Raw genomic sequence first — 23452 nt, forward strand, 5'->3', positions numbered from 1 at the left:
TGGAGTTCTGTCGTGTGCTGTTACGATCTCAGCACCGCGGCGCGCCGGTCGGCGGCGCCGGCCCGGCGGCTTTATAACGCCCCCCGATATACCTTCGCATCCGTTATATTGCGTCGGTGGACACACCGCTGCGCGAACCCACCTTCCTGATCCTCACCGCGCTCGCCGCCGAGCCGATGCACGGCTACGGGCTGATCGGCGAGGTCACCGCCCTGTCCGACGGGCGGGTGACGCTGCGCCCTGGCACCCTCTACGGCGCGCTCGACCGACTGCTCGACGCCGGCCTGGTCGAGGTCGACCGGGAGGAGGTGGTGGACAGCCGACTGCGCCGCTACTACCGGCTCTCCCCCGCCGGCGACGCCACCCTGACCGCCGAGACCGAGCGGCTCCGTCGCAACGTCGAGGCCGCCACCGCCCGGCTGGCCCGGCGCGCTCGTGCCACCCGGCCGACCACCCCGCGCGTGGCCGGAGGGCTGGTATGACCGAGCTGGAGCGCCGCTACCTACGACTACTGCTCGCCTACCCCGCCGACTATCGGCGTTCCCGCGGCGCCGAGATCGTCGGCACCTACCTGGACCTGGCCGCGCCGGGTCGCCGCTGGCCCTCGCCCGCGGACGCCGCGGACCTCCTCCGCGGTGGCGCACGCCAGCGGCTGCGGGCCGCAGGCGTCGCCAGCCTGATTTCCGGGGTACGCCTCGCGGCGTTGTTGTCCATGGTCACCGCGAGTGTCCTCGCCGGCGTCTGGGGCGCGACAGAGCTGCATCCAGCGCCGGTGGAATGGCGCGTACCCCACGTCGGCCCGTTCGTCTCGATCGGGGTCATCGTCTGGGCGGGCTGGCTGCTGGCCGCGATCGCCACCGCCGTCGCGCCGAGCCGGGTCGCCCGGCTGGCCATCGCCCTCGCCCTCCTGCTCACGCTGGCGCTGCCGCCGTTGGCCGCAGCGCTCGACGCATACCGGCCGCCGCTGTTCGTGCTGCTGCCGCAGGTCATCCTCGGCCTGCTGGCGTTGGCCCTGCCCGACCGGCCCGCGACGGCGATCCGCCTCGCACCGCTGCTGTCCGCTGTGACGGCGGTAGCGGCAACGGAATTCCTGGTGGGGTTGGACGGCGGTTTCGGCTCCTACAGCTTCACCGCGTTGAGCTTCCTGCCCACCGTTGGTGGGTTGCTGCTGGTCGTCGGTGCCCTGCTGGCCATGGGTCTGGCCATCGGCGGGGACACCCGCGGCGGCTGGGCGCTCGTCACGCTGCTCACCCCGGCCGCCTTCCTGGCGGTGCCCGCCCTTGGCGATGCCATCGACCCGATACGCGGCGGCGTCAGCTTCGCGGCGCTGGCCACGAGCACCATCGCCGTCGCGCTAGCCGGTCCCGCCGTGTTACTCCTGACCATCCTCGTCCGCGCCCGCCTGACCTCCAGCACCAAGCGCGCCGACCGCCCCTGCCTTACCTGCCGCGCTCGATCCTGATGCATACCGCGAGTTGATCATGAGGTTGGCGGGACGTTCGGAGACGACAGGACCGCTAACCTCATGATCAACGCGGTCGGGAGCGTCGGAGAGCGTGGAGGAGGACGGCCACGACCAGGACGGTCATCGCCACGGCGCCGGGGGCCTTGGTGAAGCGGGCCAGGTTGGTGCCGTCGGGCAGGACCAGGAAGGCCGCCGACGCCGCCGACAACGTGAACCACCTGGTTCGGACGGCGGTGAGGGCGAGCAGCGCCAGCGGCCAGGTCGCGTACCAGGGGTGGAAGACCGGGGACAGGACGACGGTGGCCACCAGCGCCAGCGCCGCGCCGTGCAGCGCCAGCCTGGGCGTGGACTGCGCGTCGTGCACTGTGCGCAGTGCCCGCCAGGTCCGGCACCAGAGCACCACAAGCACACCGGCGAGCAGCAGCAGCGCCACCGCCCGGACCACCGGCACCGCCTGCGGGTCCCGCCCGGCCAGCGCGCCGGCGTAGTCCACCACCAGGCCGACGGCGGTGGGCGGCGACGTCCACTGTTCCGAGTCACCGCTGTGGGTCAATCCGCCCACCCAGCCGAACCCGAGCCCGGACAGGGCCGAACCGACAAGCAGCGCGGCGAGCAACCCGCCGGCCAGCCAGCCGCCGTCGCGCACCAACGACCGTACGGTGTGGCGGCCACGGACCGCGGCCAGCGCGGCGAACGGCGCCACCACCACCGCGCTGGCCTTCACCGTCACCGCCAACCCGAGCAGCACCCCGGCCACCAGCAACGCCGACGGCCGCCCCGGCCGGCGGACCACGATCAGGAGTCCAGACAGCAGCAGGCCCAGCATCACCGCGTCGTTGTGCGCCCCGGCCACCAGGTGCACCCCGACCAACGGGCCGGCCAGCACCAACCAGGCTGCCCGCCGGGTCGGCACACCGGCCGCGCGCGCCAACCCGGGCAGACAGAGCGCGCCCAGCAGCAACCCCGCCACGGCGATGAGCCGCAGCGCCACGATCGTGCCGGTGAGCCCGTCGCCGAGGCTTACCGCGAGCGCCGCGAGCAGCACGAACACCGGCCCGTACGGTGCCGGGGTGTCCCGCCAGATCGGTGCCACCGCGTCCAGCCACGGGCAGCCCGCCGCCGCCACCGGCACCGCGTACGGGTCGACGCCGTGCGCGTACGTCCAGCCCTGGCAGGCGTACGAGTAGACGTCCCGGCTGCCCAGCGGCGGCGCGACCAGCAGCGGCAGCGCCCACAGCCCGGCGGTGACGTACGCCCACCGGGTCGACGGCGCTCCCCCGCGCACCGACCACCACGCCCCGACCAGCAGCACGGTGCCGACCAGCCAGCAGGTAAGCGTCGCCGGGCCGCCCGGGGCTCGCCAGATCGACTCCGGTGTCGCGCCCAGCGGGGCGTCGGGCAGCGCCCCGCCGAGGTGTCCGGCCACGGCGAGCAGGGCCGCGCCGACCAGCCCGGCGTACCGGGCTAGCCGCGCCCGCGACGGACCGCCCGGCAACGGACCGGACGCCGACGAACCAGACGGCGACGAACCGGCACCCGACGAGGACGACGAGCCGGACGGCGGCGGTGCGCCGGGAGCGGTCACCGGCGCACCTTCCCTCAGTCGGCGGCGACCGGCTGACGGGCCGCCCGAGCCGACCGTACCAACCGGACGACCAGCACGATCACCAACAGCGTCATCAGCGGCGCCCCGACCGTCTTGGTGAACCGGGGCAGGCCGGTGCCGTCGGGCAGCACCAGGAACGACGCGACGAGCGCGACGACGGTGAACCACCCGGTCCGTCGGGCGGTGGCCGCGAGCACGGCCAGCGGCCAGATCCAGTACCAGGGGTGGAACAGCGGCGCGAGGACGACAGTGGCGGCCAGCGCCAACGCGGCGTACCACAGCGGCTCCCGGGTGCGGGCCCGCCACCAGAGCCAGAGCAGCACCAGCGCCAACACCGCCAGGCCGATCCCCCGGGTGACCGGCAGCGCGTCGAGGTGCGCGCCGAACGGCACCGCCAGGTAGCCGATGGTCTGCCCGATCGCGGTGGACGGCGACGTCCAGGCGATCACGTCACCGCCGCGGGCCAGCCCGCCGACCCAGCCGAAGTCCAGCCCCGCCGCGAAGGTCACAGCGGCCACGACGGCGACCGCGCCGCCGACCACCCACCCGCCGTGCCGGATCAGAGCCCGGATCGAGTACCCGCCGACGATCGCGGCCAGCGCCGCGAACGGCACCACGACCAGCGCGGTCACCTTGATCGCGGCGGCCAGACCGAGCAGCGCGCCGCCGGCGAGCAGCGGGCCTGGGCGGCCCGGCCGGGAGGCGATCACCGCCAGCCCAGCGACCAGCAGGCCGACCATCAGAGCGTCGTTGTGCGCGCCGGAGACCAGGTGCACGGCGACCAGCGGGCAGCCCAGCGCGAGCCAGATCGCCCGACGGGCGGGTACGCCGACGCGTCGGGCCAGCACCGGCAGGCTGACCGCGGTCAACGCCACCCCGGCCACCGCGATCAGCCGGAACAGCACGATCGCGCCGGTCAGCGAGCCGGTGGCCTTCACCACCGCGCCGGAGAGCACCACGAACAGCGGCCCGTACGGCGCGGGCGTGTCCCGCCAGATGAACGAGATGGTGTCCAGCCAGGGGCAGGGCAGTGCGGAGACGCCCTGCTCGTACGGGTTGATCCCGGCGGCGTAGCTGGCGCCCTGACAGGCGTACGCGTACACGTCCCGGCTGGCCAGCGGGGGTGCGATCAGCAGCGGCAGCAGCCAGAGCCCGACGGTGGTCAACGCCCAGCGGGTCGACGGCACGGAGTCGCGCAGCGCCCACCAGGCGTAGGCCAGCAACGCAGTGCCGACCAGCCAGGCGGTGATGACCAGCGGACCGTTCGGGCCCTGCCAGAGGCTGACCGGGGTGGCACGCAGGGGGGAGCCGGGCAGGGCGCCGCCGAGGAACGCGGCGACGGCGAGCAACGCCGATCCCGCCAGTCCGGTCCAACGCGCGAGGTGGTGAGGCACGCCGGACATGCTGCCAGTACGGTGGTCGCGGTACGGAGGTGGGCATGCGGCGCAGTCGGGTGGTGGCGGTGGCCACCGGTTCCGCCGTCGTGCTCGGCGCGCTCTGGCTGGCCCTGCCGTTGATGGGGTCGGACCTCGCCGCGCAGGTGGCTCGGGCGGACTTCTTCGCGGCCCACGGTCCCACCCCGGTCGACCTGCGCTGGTATGCCGGAGTGCAGCAGTTCGGCTACAGCCTGCTCTCCCAGCCCGTGATGGCGCTGCTCGGCGTGCGGGTGACCGGCGCGCTCGCGCTGGTGGCGTCGGCCGCCGCGCTGGCCGCGCTACTGGTCCGCAGCGAGGTGCCCCGACCGCTGCTGGGCAGCCTGGTAGGTGTGGTCACGCTGGCCGGCAACCTGGTCTCCGGCCGGGTCACGTACGCCCTGGGCGTGGCGTTCGGGCTGGCGGCGCTGCTCGCGCTGAGTCGGGGCGTACCCCCGGGCGGACGGCCCCGGACGGTGCCGCGCCTCGGGCTCGCCGCGGCCGGCGCGCTGCTGGCCTCGGCGACCAGCCCGGTGGCCGGCCTGTTCGTCGGCCTGGCGGGCGTCGCGCTGCTGCTGACCCGCCGGTACGCCGATGGTCTGGCGCTCGGTGTCGCGGCGGCGGTGCCGCTGGCCGCGACGGCGCTGTTCTTCGGCGACGGCGGTTGGATGAACATCGGCCGCACCGACGCGGTGCGCGCGGTGCTGACCAGCCTGCTCGTGGCGGGGCTGGTGGCGTACCGGCCGGTGCGGTTCGGCGCGCTGCTCTCCGCCGCCGGGGTGCTCGCCGCCGCCGTCGTGCACACGCCGGTGGGGTTGAACTCGACCCGGCTGGTGACGATGTTCGCGCTGCCGGTGCTGGCCGCCGCCGCCCGCCCGCCCGGCTGGCTCGCCGACCGGCTGGCCCGCCGCTCGGCCAGGCGCGCCACCCCAGCGGGCGCCACCCCGACCAGCGCCACCCCGACCAGCGCCGCCCCGACCGACGCTGCCCCGACCAGCGCCACCCCGGCCGGGGCTGCGACGGCGGGGGCTGCGACGGCGGGGCGGTCCCGGCCGGCTCGGCTGCGCCAGGGCGTGGGGCTGGCCGCGCTGCTGGTGGCGGTCTGCGTCTGGCAGCCGCCGGCGGTCCCCGCCGACCTGCGCGGCATCGGCGACCCGACCAGCGCGCCGGGCTTCCACGCGCCGCTGCGCGCGTTCCTGGCCGGGCAACGGCTCACCGGCCGGGTCGAGGTGCCGCCGACCCGCAACTACTGGGAGGCGGCCCGGCTCGGCGAGGTGCCGCTGGCCCGGGGTTGGCTGCGGCAGGCCGACATCGACCGTAACCCGCTGTTCTTCACCACAGTGCCCGGCGCGGCCGGCACCGGCGTACCGCTGACCCCGACCAGCTACCGGGCCTGGCTGGCGGAGAACGCCGTGCAGTACGTGGCGCTGCCGGACGCCCCGCTGTCCTGGGTGGGGCGGGCCGAGGCGGAGCTGGTCGAGGACGGCCTGCCCTACCTGACGCCGGTCTGGTCCGGCCCGCACTGGCGGGTCTGGGCGGTGGTCGACCCGACGCCGCTTGTCGCCGCGCCCGCCGAGCTGATCCGCGCCGACGGCGCGGCGGTGACCTTCCGGGCCGCGAGCGCCGGCCCGGTGGCGGTCCGGGTGCGGCACAGCCGGTGGCTTGTCGCGTCCGGCGGCGCCACGGTCACCGCCGACGGGGACTGGACCACCGTCACCGTGCCCCGCCCCGGCGAGTACACCCTCGGCAGCTGACGCCGCAGGTGTTACGCCTCCAGCACCCGCTGGGCGGCGGCGCGGGAGCGGCGGGCGGTGCGCAGGTACTCGTCGAGGAACTCCCCCGGGTCATCGCGCCCGAGCAGTCGGACCACCCCGGCCAGCTCCACCCCGTGCCGGGGTAGCTGGTCGCCGGCCCGTCCCCGGACCAGCATCAACGCGTTGCGGACCTGCGCGGCCAGGGACCACCCGGCGGCCATCTCCGCGGCGTCCGCCGGGTCGATCAGGCCGGCCCGCTCGGCCGCCGCGAGGGCATCGAGGGTACGCGTGCCGCGCAGCGCCGCGACCGCGCCGGCGTGCCGAAGCTGGACGAGCTGCACCGCCCACTCCACGTCGGCGAGCCCGCCCCGGCCCAGCTTGGTGTGGGTGGCCGGGTCGGCGCCCCGGGGCAGCCGCTCGGTCTCCACCCGGGCCTTGATCCGGCGGATCTCGACGACCTGCTCACGGGTCAGCCCGTCGGCCGGGTACCGCACCGGGTCGATCATCGTCTCGAATTCGGCGCCCAGGTCGACGTCACCGCAGACGAAACGTGCGCGCAGCAGCGCCTGCGCCTCCCACACCCGCGACCAGCGGGCGTAGTACTGCGCGTACGCGGCGAGACTGCGCACCAGGGGGCCCTGCCGGCCCTCCGGGCGCAGGTCGGCGTCGACGCCCAGCGGCGGGTCGGGGGCGGGTACGCCGAGCAGTCGGCGCAACTCCTCGGCGATCGCGTGCGCCGCCGCGCTGGCGTCGCTCTCGCTGGCCCCGGCGGGCGGATCGTAGACGAAGAGCACGTCGGCGTCGGAGAGGTAGTTCGACTCGTACCCGCCGAGCCGGCCCATGCCGATCACCGCGAACCGCAGCCCTGCCGGGGCCGGCTGACTGGCCTGGGCGGCGCGCAGCGCGGCGGCCAACGTGGCGTCGGTGACGTCGGCGAGCGCCGTGCCGACCTCGGTGATGTCGACCAGCCCAACGGCGGGCCGGTTCGCGCCGTCCGGCCGGCTCGGGGTGGGTGCGAGCGCGCCGGCCCGGCAGAGCACGTCCGCGCAGGCCACCCGGACCAGTTCCCGACGTCGCAGCGCGCGTACCGCGCGGGTGGCCTCGACCGGGTCGGCGTGCCGGGCCGCCGCCGCGAGGAACCCCTCCCGGAGCACCTCGGGCGGGCGGGGGGCCAACTCGTTCTCCTCGGCCAGCAGCCGCAGCGCCTCCGGATCCCGGGCGAGCAGGTCGGCGACGTACCGGGACAGGGCGAGGACCCGCGCCAACCGCCGGGCCACCGGGCCGCCGTCGCGCAGCAGCCGCAGGTACCAGGGGGTGCTGCCCAGCTTGTCGGAGACCTTGCGGTAGTTGAGCAGCCCCCGGTCCGGCTCCGGCGCGTCGGCGAACTCGCTGAGCAGCACCGGCAGCAGGGTCCGCTGGATGGCCGCCGTGCGACTCACCCCGCCGGTGAGCGCCTGCAGGTGGCGCAGCGCCCCGGCCGGGTCGGCGAAGCCGAGGATCTCCAGCCGGTTCCTGGCCGCCTCCGGGGTGAGTCGCAGCCCGTCGGCCGGCACCCGGGCCACCGACTCCAGCAGCGGCCGGTAGAGCAGTTTGGCGTGCAGTCGGCGTACCTCGGTGGCGTGCGTGACCCACTCGGCCCGGAAGCTCTCCACGGCGCTGCGCCCCGGCGTGGCAGTGAAACCCAGCGCCGCGGCGAGCCAGCGCAGCGCGCCCGGCTCGCTCGGGACGGTGTGGGTACGCCGCAGGGCCTGGAGTTGGAGCCGGTGCTCGACGCTGCGCAGGAAGCGGTAGCCGCGCAGCAGCGCCTCGCCGTCCGCCCGACCGACGTAGCCGCCGGCGACGAGCGCGCGCAACGCCGGGATGGTCCCGGGTGCGCGCAGCGTCTCGTCGACCCGGCCGTGCACGAGTTGCAGCAACTGGACGGCGAACTCGATGTCGCGCAGCCCGCCCGGACCACGCTTGATCTCGCGTTCCAGCTCCTTCGGCGGGATGTGGTCGATGATCCGGCGCCGCATGGCGCGGACGTCCTCGACCGCCTCGGGCCGTTCGGCCGCCCGCCACACCAGCGGCGCGAGCTGGTCGATCCACTCCTGGGCCAGCGGCACGTCACCGGCGGCCGGGCGGGCCTTGAGCAGCGCCTGGAACTCCCAGGTGCGCGCCCACCGGCGGTAGTAGGCCAGGTGGCTGGCGAGGGTTCGCACCAGCGGACCCCGGTTGCCCTCCGGGCGCAGCGCGGCGTCCACCGGCCAGGCGACGAGCCCGCAGATGTGGATCAGCCGGGTCGCCACCAGGGTCGCCGCCGACAGGTCGGCGTCCTCGGCCGCCACGAAGATGACGTCCACATCGGAGACGTAGTTCAGTTCGCCGCCGCCGCACTTGCCCATCGCCACGACCGCGAGCCGGGGTCGCTCGGTGCCCTCCGCCAGTTCGGTGACGGCGATCTCGTACGCCGCGGCCAGCGTCGCGTCGGCAAGCGCGGACAGCGCGGCCATGGTCTGCTCCAGGCCGCGCCCGCCGGTCAGGTCGGCCGCCGCGATCCGCAGCAGCGCCAACCGGTACGCGGTCCGCAGCGCCGCCACCGGGTTGCCGCCGCCGGTCGGTTCCAGCCGGCCCTCGGCGATCGGCGCGAGCCCGTCCGGGGCGGTCCGCAGCGCCAGGCAGTGTTCGGGGTTGGCCACCAGGTGATCACCGAGCGCCGCCGACGCGCCGAGCACCGCGACCAGTCGCCGCCGTAGCCCCGGGTCGGTGTGCAGCTCCGCGAGCAGCGACGATTCGCCGGTGCCTTCGGTCGTGCGGCGTTCGGCCTCCACGATGCGGTGCAACTGCCGCAGCGCCAGGTCCGGATCGGCGGCCCGGGACAGCGCGGCGAGCAGCTCCGCGGCCACCTCGTCGGCCGGCTCCTGCTCGACCGGCCGCCACAGCCGCAGCCCGTCCGGGCCGAGCAGGTCCGCGGCGCGCGCGCCGCCGTCGCCGTCGGCGGTGCCGAAGCCGTACCGGGCGAGCCGGCCCGGTGCCCTGGTCGGCCGGCTCATCAGTGCCCGAGCAGCGGCAGCCCGCGCCGCATCGTGCTGTCGTCCAACTCGCCGAGGGCCAGCGCGGCGAACCGGGCGGCGAACGGCTGCCAGACCTCCTCGACGTCGGCCAGCACCGAGGCGCAGGCCGCCACCACCAGCTCCGGGTCGTAGCCCAGCTCGGCGAGCTGGGTCGAATCGGTGGCCCAGTCGGCGATCATCGCGGCGTCGCACTCGATGTGGAACTGCAACCCCCAGGCCCGGTCGCCGAGCCGGAACGCCTGGTGCGGGTGGCGGGTGGACGCCGCCAGCAGGGTGGCGCCGCGGGGCAGCTCGGTGATCTCGTCGGAGTGCCACTGGAGCACGTCCGGGATCAACGGCACGTACCGGAACAACGTGTCGTTCTCGGCGGCGTCGCGCCGGCCGACCACGCCGGGGCCGATCTCCGGCCCGGACGGGCTCCGCTCGACCAGCCCGGCGTGCGCGGTGGCGAGCAGTTGTGCGCCCAGGCAGACCGCCAGGGTGGGCACCCGATGCCGCACCGCCTTGCGCAGCAGGCCCTCCACGGCGGGGAACCACTGTGCGCCGGGCGAGCCGTCCGGCAGCGGGTACGCCTGTTGGTGGCCGCCGAGCACCACCAGCGCCGCGTACCCCTCCAGGTCGGCGGGGAGTTCGTCGCCAGCGTGCGGGCGTACCACCCACAACTCCAGCCCAGCCTCGGTCAGCCACTCACCCAGCCGGCGCGCGTCGTCCGTCGGGGCGTTCTCGATCACCAGCGCGGTTGCCACCCGTCGAGGCTAGCCGGTGCGCCGCGTGGCGCCACGCCCCGCCACCGGGATGCGTGCGCCGGGCGTCGGTCCGCGGTCCTGCGGGGTCGCTAGGCTCTGCGGTTGTGATCAACGAGGATCTTGCCGCCGTCCGCCCGCCCGTGCTGCGGCCGGGTGACACGGTGCTGCTTGTGTCACCGTCCGGGCCGACCTCGCCGGAGCGGGTGGCCCGGGGGATGGAACTGCTCATCGGCTGGGGGCTGCGGCCGGTGCCGGCACCGAACGCGTACGCCCGCCACGGCTACCTCGCCGGCACCGACGACCTGCGCGCCGCCGACCTGAACGCGGCGTTCGCCGACCCACAGGTACGCGGGGTGATCTGCACCCGGGGCGGGTACGGCGTCCAGCGGATCGTGGACGCCATCGACATGGCCGCCGTCCGCCGCGACCCGAAGGTGGTGGCCGGATTCTCGGACATCACCGCGTTGCAGTTCGCACTGTGGCGGGGCGCCCGGCTGGCCGGGGTGCACGGCCCGGGGGCGGCCTGGCGGGACGAGCGGACCCCGCTGCGTTCCGCCGAATCCCTGCACACGGCGCTGATGACGACCGAGCCGGTGTCGGTCACCGCGACGCCCACCGAGGACACCTTCGGCGTCCGCGTCCCGGGTCGCGCCACCGGCACCCTGCTCGGCGGCAACCTGTGCATGATCGCCGCGTCGATCGGCACCCCGGACCTGCCCGACCTGACCGGTGCGGTGCTGTTGATCGAGGACGTGCAGGAACCCCCGTACAAGGTCGACCGGATGCTCACCCACCTGCGTCGGGCGGGCGCGCTGGACGGGTTGGCCGGCGTGGCCGTCGGGCAGTTCACCGAGTGTGGCGACGGTTGGGACACCACTGTCGTCGACGTCCTCACCGAACGCCTGGGCGACCTGGGCGTGCCGGTGCTCGGCGGCCTGCCGATCGGCCACGGCCACGGCCAGCTGACGGTCCCGTTCGGCACCACTGCAACACTGGACACCAACGCCAACACCTTAACGGTGGCCCCCGCCGTCCAGTAACCCCGCCGACTTCTTGTTGATCAAGAGCTTGACGTCATCCTCGGCCGAGAATTTGACGCGAAGCTCTTGATCAACCCACCGGGGTGCGGGGATGCGACCGAATTGTTCGTTCGCCCAGCGGGATTGTCAGGCCGCTGACAGGTTCGCCACGGGTTGCGCCCAGGGTGGTTGGTCACTGTCGGTGATGACAACGCAGCATCACCGACCTTCTGGAGGACAACATGTCCCGCACCATCCGTCGGAAGCATCTGCTGGCCGGCCTGGCCACCGCCGGCGTCCTCGGCGTGGGGATCGCGGCCCCGACCATCGCCTTCGCCGCGGACACCCCGACGCCGACACCGAGCGCCAGCACCGCCCCGGCTCCCGGAGCGAAGGCCGACCGGCAGAACGAGTTCGCCGAGGCACTCGCGAAGGAGTTGGGCGTGCCCACCGACAAGGTGACCGCCGCGCTGGAGAAGGTCCGCGACCAGCACCGGCCGGCCGATCGGCCGCAACGCCCGTCGGCCGAGGACCGGCAGGCCGCGCTCAAGCAACGGCTGGACCAGGCGGTCAAGGACGGCAAGCTCACCCAGGACCAGGCCGACGCCATCACCAAGGCCATCGAGGCCGGCGTCTTCCCCGGCCCCGCCGGCCACCGCGGTCCGGGCGGTCACGGCGGTCCGGGCGGTCACGGCGGTCCCGACGCCCCTGCGGCTACGCCCGACAAGTAACCCCTCGGGGCAGGCCCTGGCCAACCCGGGCCTGCCCCGAAACTTGATCCACTCGACTTCCGCAATCCGGCGGCATCCAGGACGGCCCGACACCCCCGAATCACGGGAAACCGAGTCGATCACCGCCAGGGGCACGCCACGCCCGGGGCACGCCAGCCCAGGCACGCCCGCCCAGGCACACCACGCCCGGGCACACCACGCCCGGGCACACCACGCCCGGGCACACCACGCCCGGACACGCCAGCCCAGGCACGCCACGCCCAGGCACGCCAGCCCGGGCACGCCAGCCCGGACACGCCGAGCCCAGCGCGCACGGGCGTGCTGCTGGGGGCTTCAGGCTGGCGGGGGCGTGAACACCCCCAGGTGGTTGCCGGCCGGGTCGAGCAGGTGCGCCAGGGTGAGCCCGCTCGGGGCCGTCCGCACCGGCACCAGCACCCGGCCGCCGGCCGCCTCGGCTCGTTGGCAGGTCTCCGCCACGTCGGCGACCTCGGCGTAGAACACCGCGTAGTTCGGCGACGTCCCGTCGGTCGCCCGGATGGCCCCGGCGATTCCGGTGTCGCCGCCGGCACCGGTCACCCGGTAGGACCCGCCGTTGGGCGAGCCCTGCTCCTCGAAGGTCCAGCCGAACAGCTCTCCGTAGAAGCGTTCCGCCTCCTCCGGCCGGTCGGTGCCGATCTCGAACCAGGTGATGGGCGTCGTTGACATCTGCTGCCTCCAGGTTGTGCGTGCCGGTCGTCCGGCCGCCGTCCGGAGCAGTCTCGGGGTCGTCCGCGACACCGTCCTGTCGGTGTTTCCGGATCACCTGACGGGGTTTCTCCCGACCGGGTCACCCGCGCCGCCCGCCGGCGCGTCTCAGACCAGGCTCAGCGGGCGGACCCGTTCGTGCGGGATGTCCAGATCCGTTGGGCGGAACTCCCGGACCACCACGTCGGGCAGCGCCCGGACGCTCCGGATCCGGTCGGTACGGAAGCACCGCAGTTCGTCGCGCAGCCGGCACCAGGCGAGCAGATACCAGTGTCGGGGATTGCCCAGGTAGCCCAGCGGTTCGACGTCGCGCACCGAGTCCGCGCCGGCGCGGTCGGCGTACCGGATGCGCAGCACCCGCCGGGCGGCGACCGCGTCGGCGACGATGGCCGGGACGGGCGTGGCCGGCCCGTCGCCGACCAGGTGCACCCGGCCGGCGAGCCGGTGCGCCTCGGCGGCGTCGGCGGCCGGCAGCACCGCCACCAGTTTGCGCAGCGCGGTGGCGCCCGGCCCGGCGAACGGCGTGCCGTCGAGCCGGTGCAGCGCGACGGCCATCGCCACCGCCTCGGCTGCGGTCAGGTTGACCGGCGGCAGGGTGCGGCTGCGGTCCAGGACGTAGCCGCCGGTGCGCCCCGGCTCGGCCCAGATCGGCACACCAGCCTCCTGGAGCGCGCCGATGTCCCGCTCGATGGTCCGGCTGCTCACCTCGAAGCGGACGGCCAGCCAACGCGCGCTGCGTGGGCGTGGCGACACCGCCCGCAGCTCCTCGACCAACGCGTAGAGCCGGTCCGTACGGTTCATGCCCGGCACGCTACGGCCGGGGTACGACGCCCCGCAGCCACCGCCACCGGCGACGCGGACGACCGCCCAGCAGCGGGCGGTGCCCGCGAGCGCCTGCCGGCGTCAGTCCTCGCGACTACAGCGCCAGGTAGCGCTGCCGCTCGTACGGGGTGACCTCCCGGCGGTACTGCTCCCACTCGGCCCGCTTGTTGCGCAGGAAGAAGTCGAAGACGTGCTCGCCGAGCACCTCGGCGACCAACTCGGACTCGGCCATCACGTCGATCGCCTCGGCGAGGTTCTCCGGCAGCGCCTCGTACCCCATGGCACGCCGCTCGGCGCTGGTCAGCGACCAGACGTCGTCCTCGGCGCCCGGCGGCAGCTCGTACCCCTCCTCGATGCCCTTCAGGCCGGCGCCGAGCAGCACCGCGAAGGCCAGGTACGGGTTGGCGGCCGAGTCCAACGAGCGGACCTCGACCCGGGCCGAGTTGGGCTTGCCGTACGCGGGAACCCGGACCAGCGCGGACCGGTTGAGGTGACCCCAGCAGACGTACGCCGGGCTCTCGGTGATCCGGTCCGGCAGGGCCTGCGGGAAGAGCCGCTTGTACGAGTTGACCCACTGGTTGGTGACCGCTGTGTATTCCCGGGCGTGCACCAGGAGGCCGGCGATGAACGACTTCGCCACCTTGGAGAGCTTCATCGGGTCGCCGCCGTCGTGGAACGCGTTGCGCTCCCCCTCGAACAGCGACAGGTGGGTGTGCATCCCACTGCCCGGCTGGTCGGTGAACGGCTTCGGCATGAAGCTGGCCTGCACACCGGTGGAGAGCGCCACCTCCTTGACCACGTGCCGGAAGGTCATGATGTTGTCGGCGGTGGTCAGCGCGTCGGCGTAGCGCAGGTCGATCTCCTGCTGGCCGGGCGCGACCTCGTGGTGGCTGAACTCCACCGAGATGCCGATCCGTTCCAGCGCCAGCACGCCCTGGCGGCGGAAGTCACGCGCCACGGCGTGGGTGGTGTGCTCGAAGTAGCCGCCGGTGTCCACCGGGGTGGGGACCGAGCCGTCCTGGGGGCCGTTCTCCAGCAGGAAGAACTCGATTTCCGGGTGGGTGTAGAAGGTGAAGCCCTTCTCGGCGGCCTTGGACAGCGCGCGGCGCAGCACGTGCCGGGGGTCGGCCCAGGAGGGCCCGCCGTCGGGCAGCAGGATGTCGCAGAACATCCGGGCGCTCTCGCCGCTGACCCCGCCCTCGAACGGGAACACCTGGAAGGTCGTCGGGTCGGGCATGGCCACCATGTCCGATTCGAAGACCCGGGCGAAACCCTCGATCGCCGAGCCGTCGAAGCCGATGCCCTCCTCGAAGGCGGCCTCCAACTCGGCCGGCGCCACCGAAACGCTCTTGAGCGTGCCCAGTACGTCCGTGAACCACAGCCGGACGAACCGGATGTCCCGCTCTTCCAGCGTACGGAGGACGAACTCCTGCTGACGGTCCACTTCCCCAACCCCTCGCGACGCTCTTTTGTCCGCCTTGGTCGGGCTGCACCCGACCTGATCGCCCAGTCTTCCCGGGCCTGGTTACGCAGACGTTACGCGAACTGCCGCCCGTCGTCCCCTCACCTCCCGCTCGGCGGACGCGCGCTCCGCCGTCGGCGGGCCCGTCGCCGCAGCTCCGCGGGCCCGTCCGCCGCAGCGTGGCGGTCATCTCGTCGGAGGGTACGGATTGACCCGAGTGTGCTGGGGCAAGATGAGGACATGCCCACCCTGCGTCTCGCCCTGTCCCAGGTCAACCCGAGCGTCGGCGACCTCGCCGGCAACGCCGACCTGGTCCGCAGCTGGACACGCCAGGCCGCCGACGCCGGTGCCCAGTTGGTGCTCTTCCCGGAGATGATGTTGACCGGGTACCCGGTCGAGGACCTGGTCTTCCGGCGCTCCTTCGTCGCCGCCTCCCAGGCCGCCATCGAGCGGCTCGCCGCCGACCTCGCCGCCGACGGCCTCGGAGAGCTGCCGGTCGTGGTCGGCTACCTGGACGCCGACGGGCCGCCGCAGATCAGCGGGGACGCCGAGCCGGGCCGGGGCGCCCGCAACGCCGCCGCGCTGCTGCACCGGGGCACCGTCGCCGCCCGCTACTTCAAGCACCACCTGCCCAACTACGGGGTCTTCGACGAGGACCGCTACTTCGTCTCGGGCGACGCGCTGACAGTGGTGCGGATCGGCGGCGTGGACGTCGCGTTGACCATCTGTGAGGACCTGTGGCAGTCCGGCGGGCCGTTCGCCGCCGCCCGGCAGGCCGGCGTCGGCCTGGTGGTCAACATCAACGGCTCGCCGTACGAGCTGAACAAGGACGACATCCGGCTGCCGCTGGTCCGCCGCCGGGCCGCCGAGGCGGGGGCCACCATCGCGTACGTCAACATGACCGGCGGCCAGGACGAGTTGGTCTTCGAGGGCGACTCGATGATCGTGAGCGCCGACGGTGATCTGCTCACCCGGGCCCCGCAGTTCGTCGAGCACCTGCTCGTGCACGACGTCGAACTACCGGCCGCCACCAGACCGCCGACCACGGAGATTATCGCCGACGGCATGCGGGTCGCGCACCGCACGCTGGACGGCATTCCGCCCACGCCGACCGGCCCGGCCGCCGTCGGCGGGCTGATCGAGCCGGTGGCCGACGAGGCCGAGGTGTGGCAGGCGCTCGTGCTCGGCCTGCGCGACTACGTGAACAAGAACCGGTTCCCGTCGGTGGTGCTCGGCCTCTCCGGCGGCATCGACTCGGCGGTGGTGGCCGCGCTGGCCGTCGACGCCCTGGGGCCGGACCGGGTGGTCGGGGTGTCGCTGCCCAGTCAGCACTCCTCCGAGCACTCCCGGGAGGACGCCGCCGACCTGGCCAAGCGCACCGGCCTGGATTACCGCGTCGAGCCGATCCAGCCGATGGTGGACGGTTTCCTGGCCAACCTGTCGCTGTCCGGGGTGGCCGTGGAGAACCTACAGGCCCGGGTCCGTGGCGTGATCCTGATGGCGCTGTCGAACCAGGAAGGCCACCTGGTGCTCACCACCGGCAACAAGAGTGAGCTGGCGGTCGGCTACTCCACGCTGTACGGCGACTCGGTGGGCGGCTTCAACCCGGTCAAGGACGTCTGGAAGACGCTGATCTGGCGACTCGCGAAGTGGCGCAACAGGGACGCGGACCGGCGCGGTGAGACCGCCCCGATTCCGGAGAACTCGATCGGCAAGCCGCCGAGCGCCGAGCTGAGCCCGGGCCAGTTGGACAGCGACAGCCTGCCCGACTACGACGTACTGGACCCGATCCTGATCGGGTACGTCGACGGCGACCTGGGCCGCGACGGGCTTGTCGAGTCGGGCCACGACCCGGCGGTGGTCGACAAGGTGCTGCGGCTGGTGGATACCGCCGAGTACAAGCGACGCCAGTCGGCACCGGGCGCGAAGATCTCCATGAAGGCGTTCGGCCGGGACCGCCGCCTGCCGATCACCAACCGGTGGCGCGAGCACGGCTGAGCCGTACCCCAGGGGTGCCGGGTCGGTGCCGCGGCCCGGCGCCGTCCCGGGCGGTGGTGAAGTGACATCTCGCACTGGGCTCTGCCGTCACCCCGTCTCGCGGTGCGACGATCGCGACGGAACCCGGGGACCGCGCAGGCGGCCTCGAGGAAGGGAGACAGAGATGGTGGAGTCCACTCCGAACGAGGTGACCGCGCTGTACGGCGGACCGGCCACCCGTCGGGTCCGCACCCGTGACCTGATCGCCGCCAAGGAGCGCGGCGAGCGGTGGCCGATGCTGACCTCGTACGACCAGTACACCGCGGGGATCTTCGACCAGGCCGGCGTACCGGTGCTGCTGGTCGGCGACTCGGCCGCGAACAACGTGTTCGGTTACGAGACGACCCTGCCGGTCACCGCCGACGACCTGCTTCCGCTGGTACGGGCCGTGGTGCGCTCGACCCGGCAGGCACTCGTCGTCGGTGACCTGCCGTTCGGCTCCTACGAGGAGGGCCCGGCCCAGGCGCTGCGCACCGCCGTCCGGTTCATGAAGGAGGGTGGCTGCCACGCGGTGAAGCTGGAGGGTGGCCGCCGCTGCGCCGCGCAGATCGCCGCGATCGTCGGTGCCGGCATTCCGGTGATGGCGCACATCGGCTTCACGCCACAGAGCGAGCACACTCTGGGCGGCTACCGCGTGCAGGGTCGGGGGGACACAGCGGACGAGGTGCTCGCCGACGCGCGGGCGGTGGCGGAGGCGGGCGCGTTCGCTGTGGTGCTGGAGATGGTGCCCGGTGAGGTGGCCAAGCGGATCACCCACGAACTGCCCATCCCCACTGTCGGCATCGGCGCCGGCCCGGACACCGACGCGCAGGTGCTGGTCTGGCAGGACATGGCCGGGCTGCGCACCGGCAAGGCGCCACGCTTCGTCAAGCGGTACGCGGACCTGGCCGGCGCCCTCACCGACGCCACCCGCCGTTTCGCCGACGAGGTCCGCGGCGGCGATTTCCCGGCGGCCGAGCACACCTTCTAGGCGGTCCATGAACTCCAGTCCACCGGCCACCGCAGGCCACGGCCGTCACGGCCCGTGGCCTGCGGTAGCCGGGCCGCGTAACCGGTGGCCGGGCCGCATGGCCGGTGGCCGTGACGGGTGGCCGTGGCGGGTGGCCGTGACGGGTGGCCGTGACTGATCGATTGATCATGGCAACTGAAAGTGTCGTACAGGTGTTCTAGTCTCAGGTCATGGTGGAGGGGTTGGCGCAGGCAGAGGCCGCAGTCCTGGGCTGCGCCGACTCCGCCACCTGGGCTCTGCCCGAGCAGGAGCTGATCGCGGCGCTCGACGCCGCGCACCGCATCGAGCAGCGCCTCGCCGCCGTCAAACTGGCAGTGATCCGCGAACTCGACGGTCGAGGCACGCCCACCGCGCAGGGCGCGTCCTCCACAGCGGTCTGGCTGCGCGAACGCCTACACCTCACCGTCCCCACCGCCCGCCGCCTCGTCGAGCTGGCCACCACTCTCGACACCGGCAACCCCGCGATACGACAGGCACTGGCCGACGCCGACATCACCGTCGACCAGGCCCGGGTCATCGCCGACACCGTCGAGACCGTCGAGACCTCCGCCGGCGCGGAGGCCGCCGACAAGGCCGTCGGCTTGCTTGTCGAGTGGGCCGGGCAGTTCGATCCCACCCTCCTGCGCAAACTCGGCACCCGCATCCTCGACCACGTCGCACCCGACATCGCCGACGCCGCCGCCCAAGCCGCCCTCGACGCCGAAGCCCGCCGCGCCACCCGCGACCGCCACCTCACCCTCTCCACCCTCACCGACGGCCGACTCCGCCTCACCGGCACCCTCGACACCGAAACCGCCGGCCTGCTCCGCGCCGCCATCGACCCACTGACCACACCGACCGGCCCCGACGACCAACGCACCCCCGGACAACGCCGCCACGACGCCCTCGCCGACCTCTGCCGACTCACCCTGCGCACCGGCGAACTACCCGAACACGGCGGTGACCCCGCACAACTCGTCATCACCACCAGCTACGACGGCCTCACCCGACAACTGGGCACCGGCACGCTGGACACCGGCTTCGAGCTCACCCCGCAGAATGTGCGGCGCCTCGCCTGCGACGCCACCATCCTGCCCACCCTCCTCGGCACCGCCAGCCAAACCCTCGACGTCGGCCGACAACGCCGCCTCATCACCGGCCCCCTCCGCCGCGCCCTCGTCCTGCGCGACCGCGGCTGCGCCTTCCCCGGCTGCGACCGCCCACCCCGCTGGTGCGACGCCCACCACATCCGACACTGGGCCGACGGCGGCACCACCAGCCTCACCAACGCGGTCCTGCTCTGCGGCCACCACCACCGACACCTCCACCACAGCGACTGGGCCGTCCGGTTGGGCGGCGACGGCCACCCCGAATTCATCCCACCCGCCTGGCTCGACCCCGAACAGGTCCCCCGCCGCAACCACTACCACCGACGGACGTAACCAGACCGGGGCGACCGATCACGTCGAGCAGGCGCCGTTGCGCCTCGGCAGCTCGTGGCCGAACGCCGCGCATGCTTTGAGCTGACGAGGGCGCCGTGGGGTGCAACGTGCGCGGGGCGTGGGCCGATCCGCACCGCCTGAGTGCAGCCGGGCCTGGGACGGCGACCAAGGCCCCGGCTTGGCGAGCACGGCCCGCCTTGCCGAGCCAGGCCCGCCTTGCCGAGCACGGCCCGACTTGCCGAGCAGGAGCCCGCTCACTTGCGAAGGTCGTGCCACAGGGACACGATGCCCTGCGGATTCCGCCACCGGAGGCCCATCAGCTATGCGAGGTCGACGCCCCGCGCTCCCTCCGGGCGCTGTCACCTGACCAGCAGATTCAGACCGACCGGGCCGAGCCCAGCCGTCCTGCCGGGGGCCGAGCCCGGCAGTCCTGCCGGGGGCCGAGCCCAGCCGTCCTGCCGGGGGCCGAGCCCGGCAGTCCTGCCGGGAGCAGACGGTGCACTGTCAGAGGTCGGTGACGCGGATGCCGGCGTGCGCCTTGTAACGCTTGTTGATCGCGATCAGGTTGGCGGTGAACGCCTCGATCTGGTGGGCGTTGCGCAACCGGCCGGCGTAGATGCCGCGCATCCCGGGGATGCGGGCGGCGAGCGCCCCGACAACGTCGACGAGTTCCCGGTCTTCGGTGCAGATCAGCACGTCGAGGTCGATCCGGTCGACCTCGGGGTCGGCCAGCAGTGGGGCGCTGACGTGGTTGAACGCCGCGCAGACACGGGAGCCGGGCAGCAGCGCGGCTGCCTGCTGGACGGCACTGCCCTCGGCGACGGTGAGCGCGTAGGGGCCCTGCTTGTCGAAGCCCAGCGGGTTGACACAGTCGATGACGATCGTCCCGGTGAGCGGCTCGGCGAGCGCGGCGATCGTTGCGGCGTGCCCGTCCCACGGCACCGCGATGATCACGACGTCGCTGCGGCGGGCCACCTCGTCGTTGGCCGCGCCGGTGATGCGGGCGTCGGCCGGCATCCGGGGCAGCGCGGCGATCTCGGCGGCAGACTCGGCGGCCCGCTGCGCCGACCGGGAGCCGATCAGCACCGTCTGCCCCGCCCGGGCGAGCCGGTAGGCGAGGCCACGGCCCTGGTCGCCGGTGCCACCGATGATGCCGACCGTCAGCCCGGACACGTCGGGCAGCGTGCTCGCGTCGTATGCCATGGGCTCATCCTCGCAAACCGCTCGGTCCGTCAGCAGCGCCAGACGCTGTGACAATCCCCGCTGCCCGAGACGCCGCCCCGGGCGACCCCGCCGCGAGGCAGCTCAGGCCAGCTCGAACAGCACCGTACGGGCTGCCGGATCGGCGGTGACCAGGCGGACCCGGACCCGCTCCCCGAGCGGCAGCGCGCCGAGGCAGCGGGCCCGGACCGGTGGGGCGTCCAGGGCCACCGTTCCGCCGGGCGGCCGGGGCCGGGACTTGCCGTTGGGCGGGGCGTCGACGTCGAGGACGGCCGCGTCGAAGGTCTCCCCCACCCGGTCCGCCAGCAGCACCGCCTCGGCCAGCTCGACGGCACCCCGGGCGGCTGCCGAGGCCGTCCGGTCGGTGCTGGCCATCACCTCGGGCAACCGGGGCAGCGCGGCGCGCGCCCAGTCGGGCACTTCCCGGCCCGCGTGCAGGGCCAGGCAGACCTCGGTGGCGTACCTGTCGGCCAGGCGTCGCAACGGCGCCGTGACGTGGGCGTACGCGGCGGCCACGCCCCCGTGCTCCGGGTGCTCCGGCCGTGTGCCGTCGAAGGCGGTGTACGCCGCGCCGCGCATCAGCTCGGCTGCCTGGTCGATGAAGGCGGCGGAGCGTGGTTGTGCGGCGTCCAGGCTGGCGATCACCTCGCCGGGGCCGGCGCCGTCCGGCCAGTGCACGCCCAGCGGGGCGGCGGCCGCCCGCAGCCGCTGCACCGCCTCCGGTTTCGGGGCGGGCATGGTCCGCAGCAGGCCGATCCCAGCGGCCAGCATGAGGTCGGCGGCGGCCATGCCGGTCAACAGGGAGATCTGCGCGTTGTGCTCCTCCATCGGCACCGGCCCCCGCAGCACCAGCCGCCAGCCGTCACCGTCGGGCTCCACGTCCTGTTCGGGCAGGGGCAGGTTGATGGCGCCACGACGCAGCCCCCGGGCGGTCAGTCGGTCGCCGATCTCGGGTAGCAGCGCGATCGGCTCGGGCAGTCGCCCGGCGTCGGCCGCGGCCTGCACCCCGGTGTAGTCGAGTTTGGCGCGGCTACGCACCAGGGCGCGTTCCAGCTCGACGGCCACCGTGCCGCCGTCGGCGTCCAGGTCGATGGTCCACACCACGGCCGCCCGGTCATCGTCCGGCAGCAGGCTGGCCGCGCCCTCACTGAGCGTCAGCGGGTGCAGCGGCACATGACCATCGGGCAGGTAGACAGTCTGCCCGCGCCGCCACGTCTCCTCCTCGAGGGCGCCGCCCGGTTGGACGTGCGCGGCGACGTCGGCGATCGCGTACCGCACCCGGTAGCCGCCGCCCGGACGGCGGGTGAGGTGCATCGCCTGGTCCAGGTCCCGCGAGCTGGCCGGGTCGACAGTGACGAACGGTATGTCGGTGCGGTCGACGGACGGCCGCGGTGGCGCGGCGGCGGCCGCGTCGGCCTCCCGTTGGGCGGCCGCCGGGAAGCCCTCGGGCAGGCCGAGCTCGCGGCGCAGCGCGCCGAAGTCGATGCGGGGCGCGAGTACGCGTCGGATGACCACGGGTCAATCCTGACAGCGTCGTCGGTGATCCGCTTCCGGTGACCGGCCGAGATCTCCGTCGAACCGCCTCCGGCGCACCTCGCCGAGCCACGCCGGAGCCGGCCAGAGCCCGCCCGCCACGAGCCACGCCAGAACCGCCACCTCGGGGGCGACGTAATGGTCCACCACGCCAGCCACGGCCGTCAGACGAGCCTGGGTGGTCCGCCGCGCCTGCCACGGCAGCTCCGTCGGACGAGCCGGTGCCGGGCCGAGGCGGCCTGCGCTCAGCCGGTCGCCTTCCGGGCGGTGCTGCGCGTACCCCGGGGGGTGGTGGCTCGGGCGGCGACCGGGCGGGCCGGCGACTTGCGGGCGGTCACCTTGCGGGCCGGCGCCTTGGCCGCGGTGGTCTTCTTCGCCGGGGCCTTCTTCGCCGCCGCCTTGCGGGCGGTGGTCGACGACGTGCCGGTCGCCTTCGCGGCCGGCGCCTTCTTCGCCGCGGCCTTGCGGGCGCCGCCGCTCGGGCGGGTGGAAGCGGTCTTCTTCGCCGGGGCCTTCTTGGCGGTGGTCTTCTTCACCGCGGACGCCTTGGTCGCGGCCTTGCGACCGGGCGCCTTCGCCGCGGCGGTGGTCCGCTTCGCCGCCGACGCCGTGGTCTTCTTCGCGGCGCTCGTGGTCTTCTTCGCGGCGCTGGTCGTCTTCTTCGCGGCGCTCGTGGTCTTCTTCGCCGTACCCGTCGCCGTGGCCGCGGTGGTCTTCTTCGCGGGGGCCTTCTTCGCCGCAGCCTTGCGGGTGGCGGTCGAGGTCTTCGCCGGGGCCTTCCTGGCTGCCACGCTGGTCTTCGTCGCGGTCTTCTTCGCCGGGGCCTTCTTCGCCGCCGTGGTGGTCTTCTTCGCCGGGGCGCGCCCCGCGCCGCCGGCAGCCTTCCTGGCTGGAGCCTTCGCCGCCGCCGCACCCGCTGTGGACTTGCGCACGGGGGTGGTCCGGCTCGCTGCCGTGTTCCGCTCCGCCGCGGCGGTCTTCTTCGCGGTGGTGCGCCGGACGGTCGGGCGGGTGGTGGCCTGCTGTGCTTCGGCCATCGTGGTTCCCTCCTTGGGGACGTGCTCTCGCGTGCGTCCTCGCGGAGCACGAAATGCCTCGGCGCGGGGCGTCCCGCGCCGTCTACTTGTCCTCCCCGGCCCAACGAGCGTCCTCGGCATCCCACGCCTCGTTGCGCTCCTGCACTCGTTGCAGGGCGTTCTCCGCGTCGGCCGCCGAGTTGTACGGGCCGAGAACGTGCTTCGCCGGACACACGTCGGCGTCCGTCTCGACCCGGTGATGCCGGGTGCACCAGTAGAACTGCCCACCACGTCCGCTGTCGCTCATGGGAATCACTGTGCACCGCGAACCGGCAGGCCGCCACCGGATCGCACAAGTCGCCGACCCTCTCCACAGTAGATATGCATTGCGTTCGTCGGGC

19 protein-coding genes are annotated in these 23452 nt (G+C 73.9%); 8 read left to right on the forward strand and 11 right to left on the reverse strand.

Features of this window, described 5'->3' with window-relative positions; translation table 11 throughout:
* Positions 1 to 116: 116 nt before the first annotated feature.
* Together ABZU25_RS04915 and ABZU25_RS04920 are read left to right on the forward strand one after the other, a co-directional pair.
* Positions 117 to 482 (forward strand): helix-turn-helix transcriptional regulator, encoded by a 366-nt coding sequence (locus ABZU25_RS04915; RefSeq protein WP_355028003.1) that lies wholly within the window; start codon positions 117 to 119, stop codon positions 480 to 482.
* Positions 479 to 1462 carry a hypothetical protein gene (locus ABZU25_RS04920; protein WP_355028004.1) on the forward strand — a complete coding sequence of 328 codons (984 nt, stop codon included), beginning with the start codon at positions 479 to 481 and terminating at the stop codon, positions 1460 to 1462. Before ABZU25_RS04915 ends, ABZU25_RS04920 begins: the two co-directional genes overlap by 4 nt.
* A gap of 67 nt (positions 1463 to 1529) precedes the next feature.
* Here the strand turns inward: ABZU25_RS04920 and mptB (ABZU25_RS04925) are convergent, their stop codons facing one another.
* Both mptB (ABZU25_RS04925) and mptB (ABZU25_RS04930) read right to left on the reverse strand, forming a co-directional pair.
* Entirely contained in the window at positions 1530 to 2960 is a 1431-nt protein-coding gene (mptB, locus tag ABZU25_RS04925; RefSeq protein WP_355028242.1) for a polyprenol phosphomannose-dependent alpha 1,6 mannosyltransferase MptB, read from the reverse strand.
* 104 nt (positions 2961 to 3064) lie between these two features.
* Entirely contained in the window at positions 3065 to 4465 is a 1401-nt protein-coding gene (gene mptB / locus ABZU25_RS04930) for a polyprenol phosphomannose-dependent alpha 1,6 mannosyltransferase MptB (protein WP_355028005.1), read from the reverse strand.
* A 44-nt stretch (positions 4466 to 4509) separates the two neighbouring features.
* Here mptB (ABZU25_RS04930) and ABZU25_RS04935 point away from each other — a divergent pair, with 44 nt between their 5' ends.
* Positions 4510 to 6237 carry a hypothetical protein gene (locus ABZU25_RS04935; protein ID WP_355028006.1) on the forward strand — a complete coding sequence of 576 codons (1728 nt, stop codon included), beginning with the start codon at positions 4510 to 4512 and terminating at the stop codon, positions 6235 to 6237.
* Positions 6238 to 6248: 11 nt separating this feature from the next.
* On the opposite strand, the gene ABZU25_RS04940 is transcribed toward ABZU25_RS04935, so the two are convergent.
* Complete coding sequence (locus ABZU25_RS04940) at positions 6249 to 9269, reverse strand: bifunctional [glutamine synthetase] adenylyltransferase/[glutamine synthetase]-adenylyl-L-tyrosine phosphorylase (RefSeq protein ID WP_355028007.1); 3021 nt, start codon at positions 9267 to 9269, stop codon at positions 6249 to 6251.
* The gene (locus tag ABZU25_RS04945; RefSeq protein WP_355028008.1) at positions 9269 to 10036 is read right to left on the reverse strand and encodes a type 1 glutamine amidotransferase; all 768 of its coding nucleotides are present in this window, start codon (positions 10034 to 10036) and stop codon (positions 9269 to 9271) included. The genes ABZU25_RS04940 and ABZU25_RS04945 overlap by 1 nt, the downstream gene beginning before the upstream one ends.
* 104 nt (positions 10037 to 10140) lie before the next feature.
* Between ABZU25_RS04945 and ABZU25_RS04950 the strand changes: the two genes are divergently transcribed.
* Entirely contained in the window at positions 10141 to 11076 is a 936-nt protein-coding gene (locus ABZU25_RS04950) for an LD-carboxypeptidase (RefSeq protein ID WP_355028009.1), read from the forward strand.
* A 221-nt stretch (positions 11077 to 11297) separates the two neighbouring features.
* Positions 11298 to 11786, forward strand: coding sequence for a hypothetical protein (locus ABZU25_RS04955; RefSeq protein ID WP_355028010.1), 489 nt, complete (start codon positions 11298 to 11300; stop codon positions 11784 to 11786).
* A gap of 333 nt (positions 11787 to 12119) precedes the next feature.
* Here the strand turns inward: ABZU25_RS04955 and ABZU25_RS04960 are convergent, their stop codons facing one another.
* From ABZU25_RS04960 to glnA, 3 genes are all read right to left on the reverse strand, one after another.
* Entirely contained in the window at positions 12120 to 12491 is a 372-nt protein-coding gene (locus ABZU25_RS04960; RefSeq protein WP_355028011.1) for a VOC family protein, read from the reverse strand.
* 147 nt (positions 12492 to 12638) lie between these two features.
* Positions 12639 to 13331, reverse strand: coding sequence for a WYL domain-containing protein (locus ABZU25_RS04965; RefSeq protein ID WP_355028012.1), 693 nt, complete (start codon positions 13329 to 13331; stop codon positions 12639 to 12641).
* Positions 13332 to 13446: 115 nt separating this feature from the next.
* Complete coding sequence (gene glnA, locus ABZU25_RS04970; protein ID WP_355028013.1) at positions 13447 to 14796, reverse strand: type I glutamate--ammonia ligase; 1350 nt, start codon at positions 14794 to 14796, stop codon at positions 13447 to 13449.
* A 258-nt stretch (positions 14797 to 15054) separates the two neighbouring features.
* Here glnA and ABZU25_RS04975 point away from each other — a divergent pair, with 258 nt between their 5' ends.
* The 3 genes from ABZU25_RS04975 to ABZU25_RS04985 all read left to right on the forward strand — a co-directional run bounded on the left by ABZU25_RS04975 (position 15055) and on the right by ABZU25_RS04985 (position 19281).
* Positions 15055 to 16812 carry an NAD+ synthase gene (locus tag ABZU25_RS04975; RefSeq protein WP_355028014.1) on the forward strand — a complete coding sequence of 586 codons (1758 nt, stop codon included), beginning with the start codon at positions 15055 to 15057 and terminating at the stop codon, positions 16810 to 16812.
* A gap of 163 nt (positions 16813 to 16975) precedes the next feature.
* Positions 16976 to 17821: a 3-methyl-2-oxobutanoate hydroxymethyltransferase gene (gene panB / locus ABZU25_RS04980; RefSeq protein WP_355028015.1), complete on the forward strand. Its 846-nt coding sequence runs from the start codon at positions 16976 to 16978 to the stop codon at positions 17819 to 17821.
* Between the two features lie 209 nt (positions 17822 to 18030).
* On the forward strand, positions 18031 to 19281 hold the full coding sequence (locus tag ABZU25_RS04985; RefSeq protein ID WP_355028016.1) for a DUF222 domain-containing protein: 1251 nt from the start codon (positions 18031 to 18033) through the stop codon (positions 19279 to 19281).
* Positions 19282 to 19785: 504 nt separating this feature from the next.
* On the opposite strand, the gene npdG is transcribed toward ABZU25_RS04985, so the two are convergent.
* The 4 genes from npdG to ABZU25_RS05005 all read right to left on the reverse strand — a co-directional run bounded on the left by npdG (position 19786) and on the right by ABZU25_RS05005 (position 23358).
* On the reverse strand, positions 19786 to 20484 hold the full coding sequence (npdG, locus tag ABZU25_RS04990) for an NADPH-dependent F420 reductase (RefSeq protein ID WP_355028017.1): 699 nt from the start codon (positions 20482 to 20484) through the stop codon (positions 19786 to 19788).
* A 102-nt stretch (positions 20485 to 20586) separates the two neighbouring features.
* Positions 20587 to 22017, reverse strand: a complete 1431-nt coding sequence (locus ABZU25_RS04995) for an RNB domain-containing ribonuclease (protein WP_355028018.1) — start codon at positions 22015 to 22017, stop codon at positions 20587 to 20589.
* A gap of 263 nt (positions 22018 to 22280) precedes the next feature.
* Complete coding sequence (locus tag ABZU25_RS05000; protein WP_355028019.1) at positions 22281 to 23072, reverse strand: histone; 792 nt, start codon at positions 23070 to 23072, stop codon at positions 22281 to 22283.
* 82 nt (positions 23073 to 23154) lie between these two features.
* Positions 23155 to 23358 (reverse strand): hypothetical protein, encoded by a 204-nt coding sequence (locus ABZU25_RS05005; RefSeq protein ID WP_082377299.1) that lies wholly within the window; start codon positions 23356 to 23358, stop codon positions 23155 to 23157.
* Between the last annotated feature and the right edge of the window lie 94 nt (positions 23359 to 23452).

Origin of the sequence: Micromonospora sp. NPDC005215 (assembly GCF_040607915.1) — a bacterium.
Lineage (GTDB): Bacteria > Actinomycetota > Actinomycetes > Mycobacteriales > Micromonosporaceae > Micromonospora.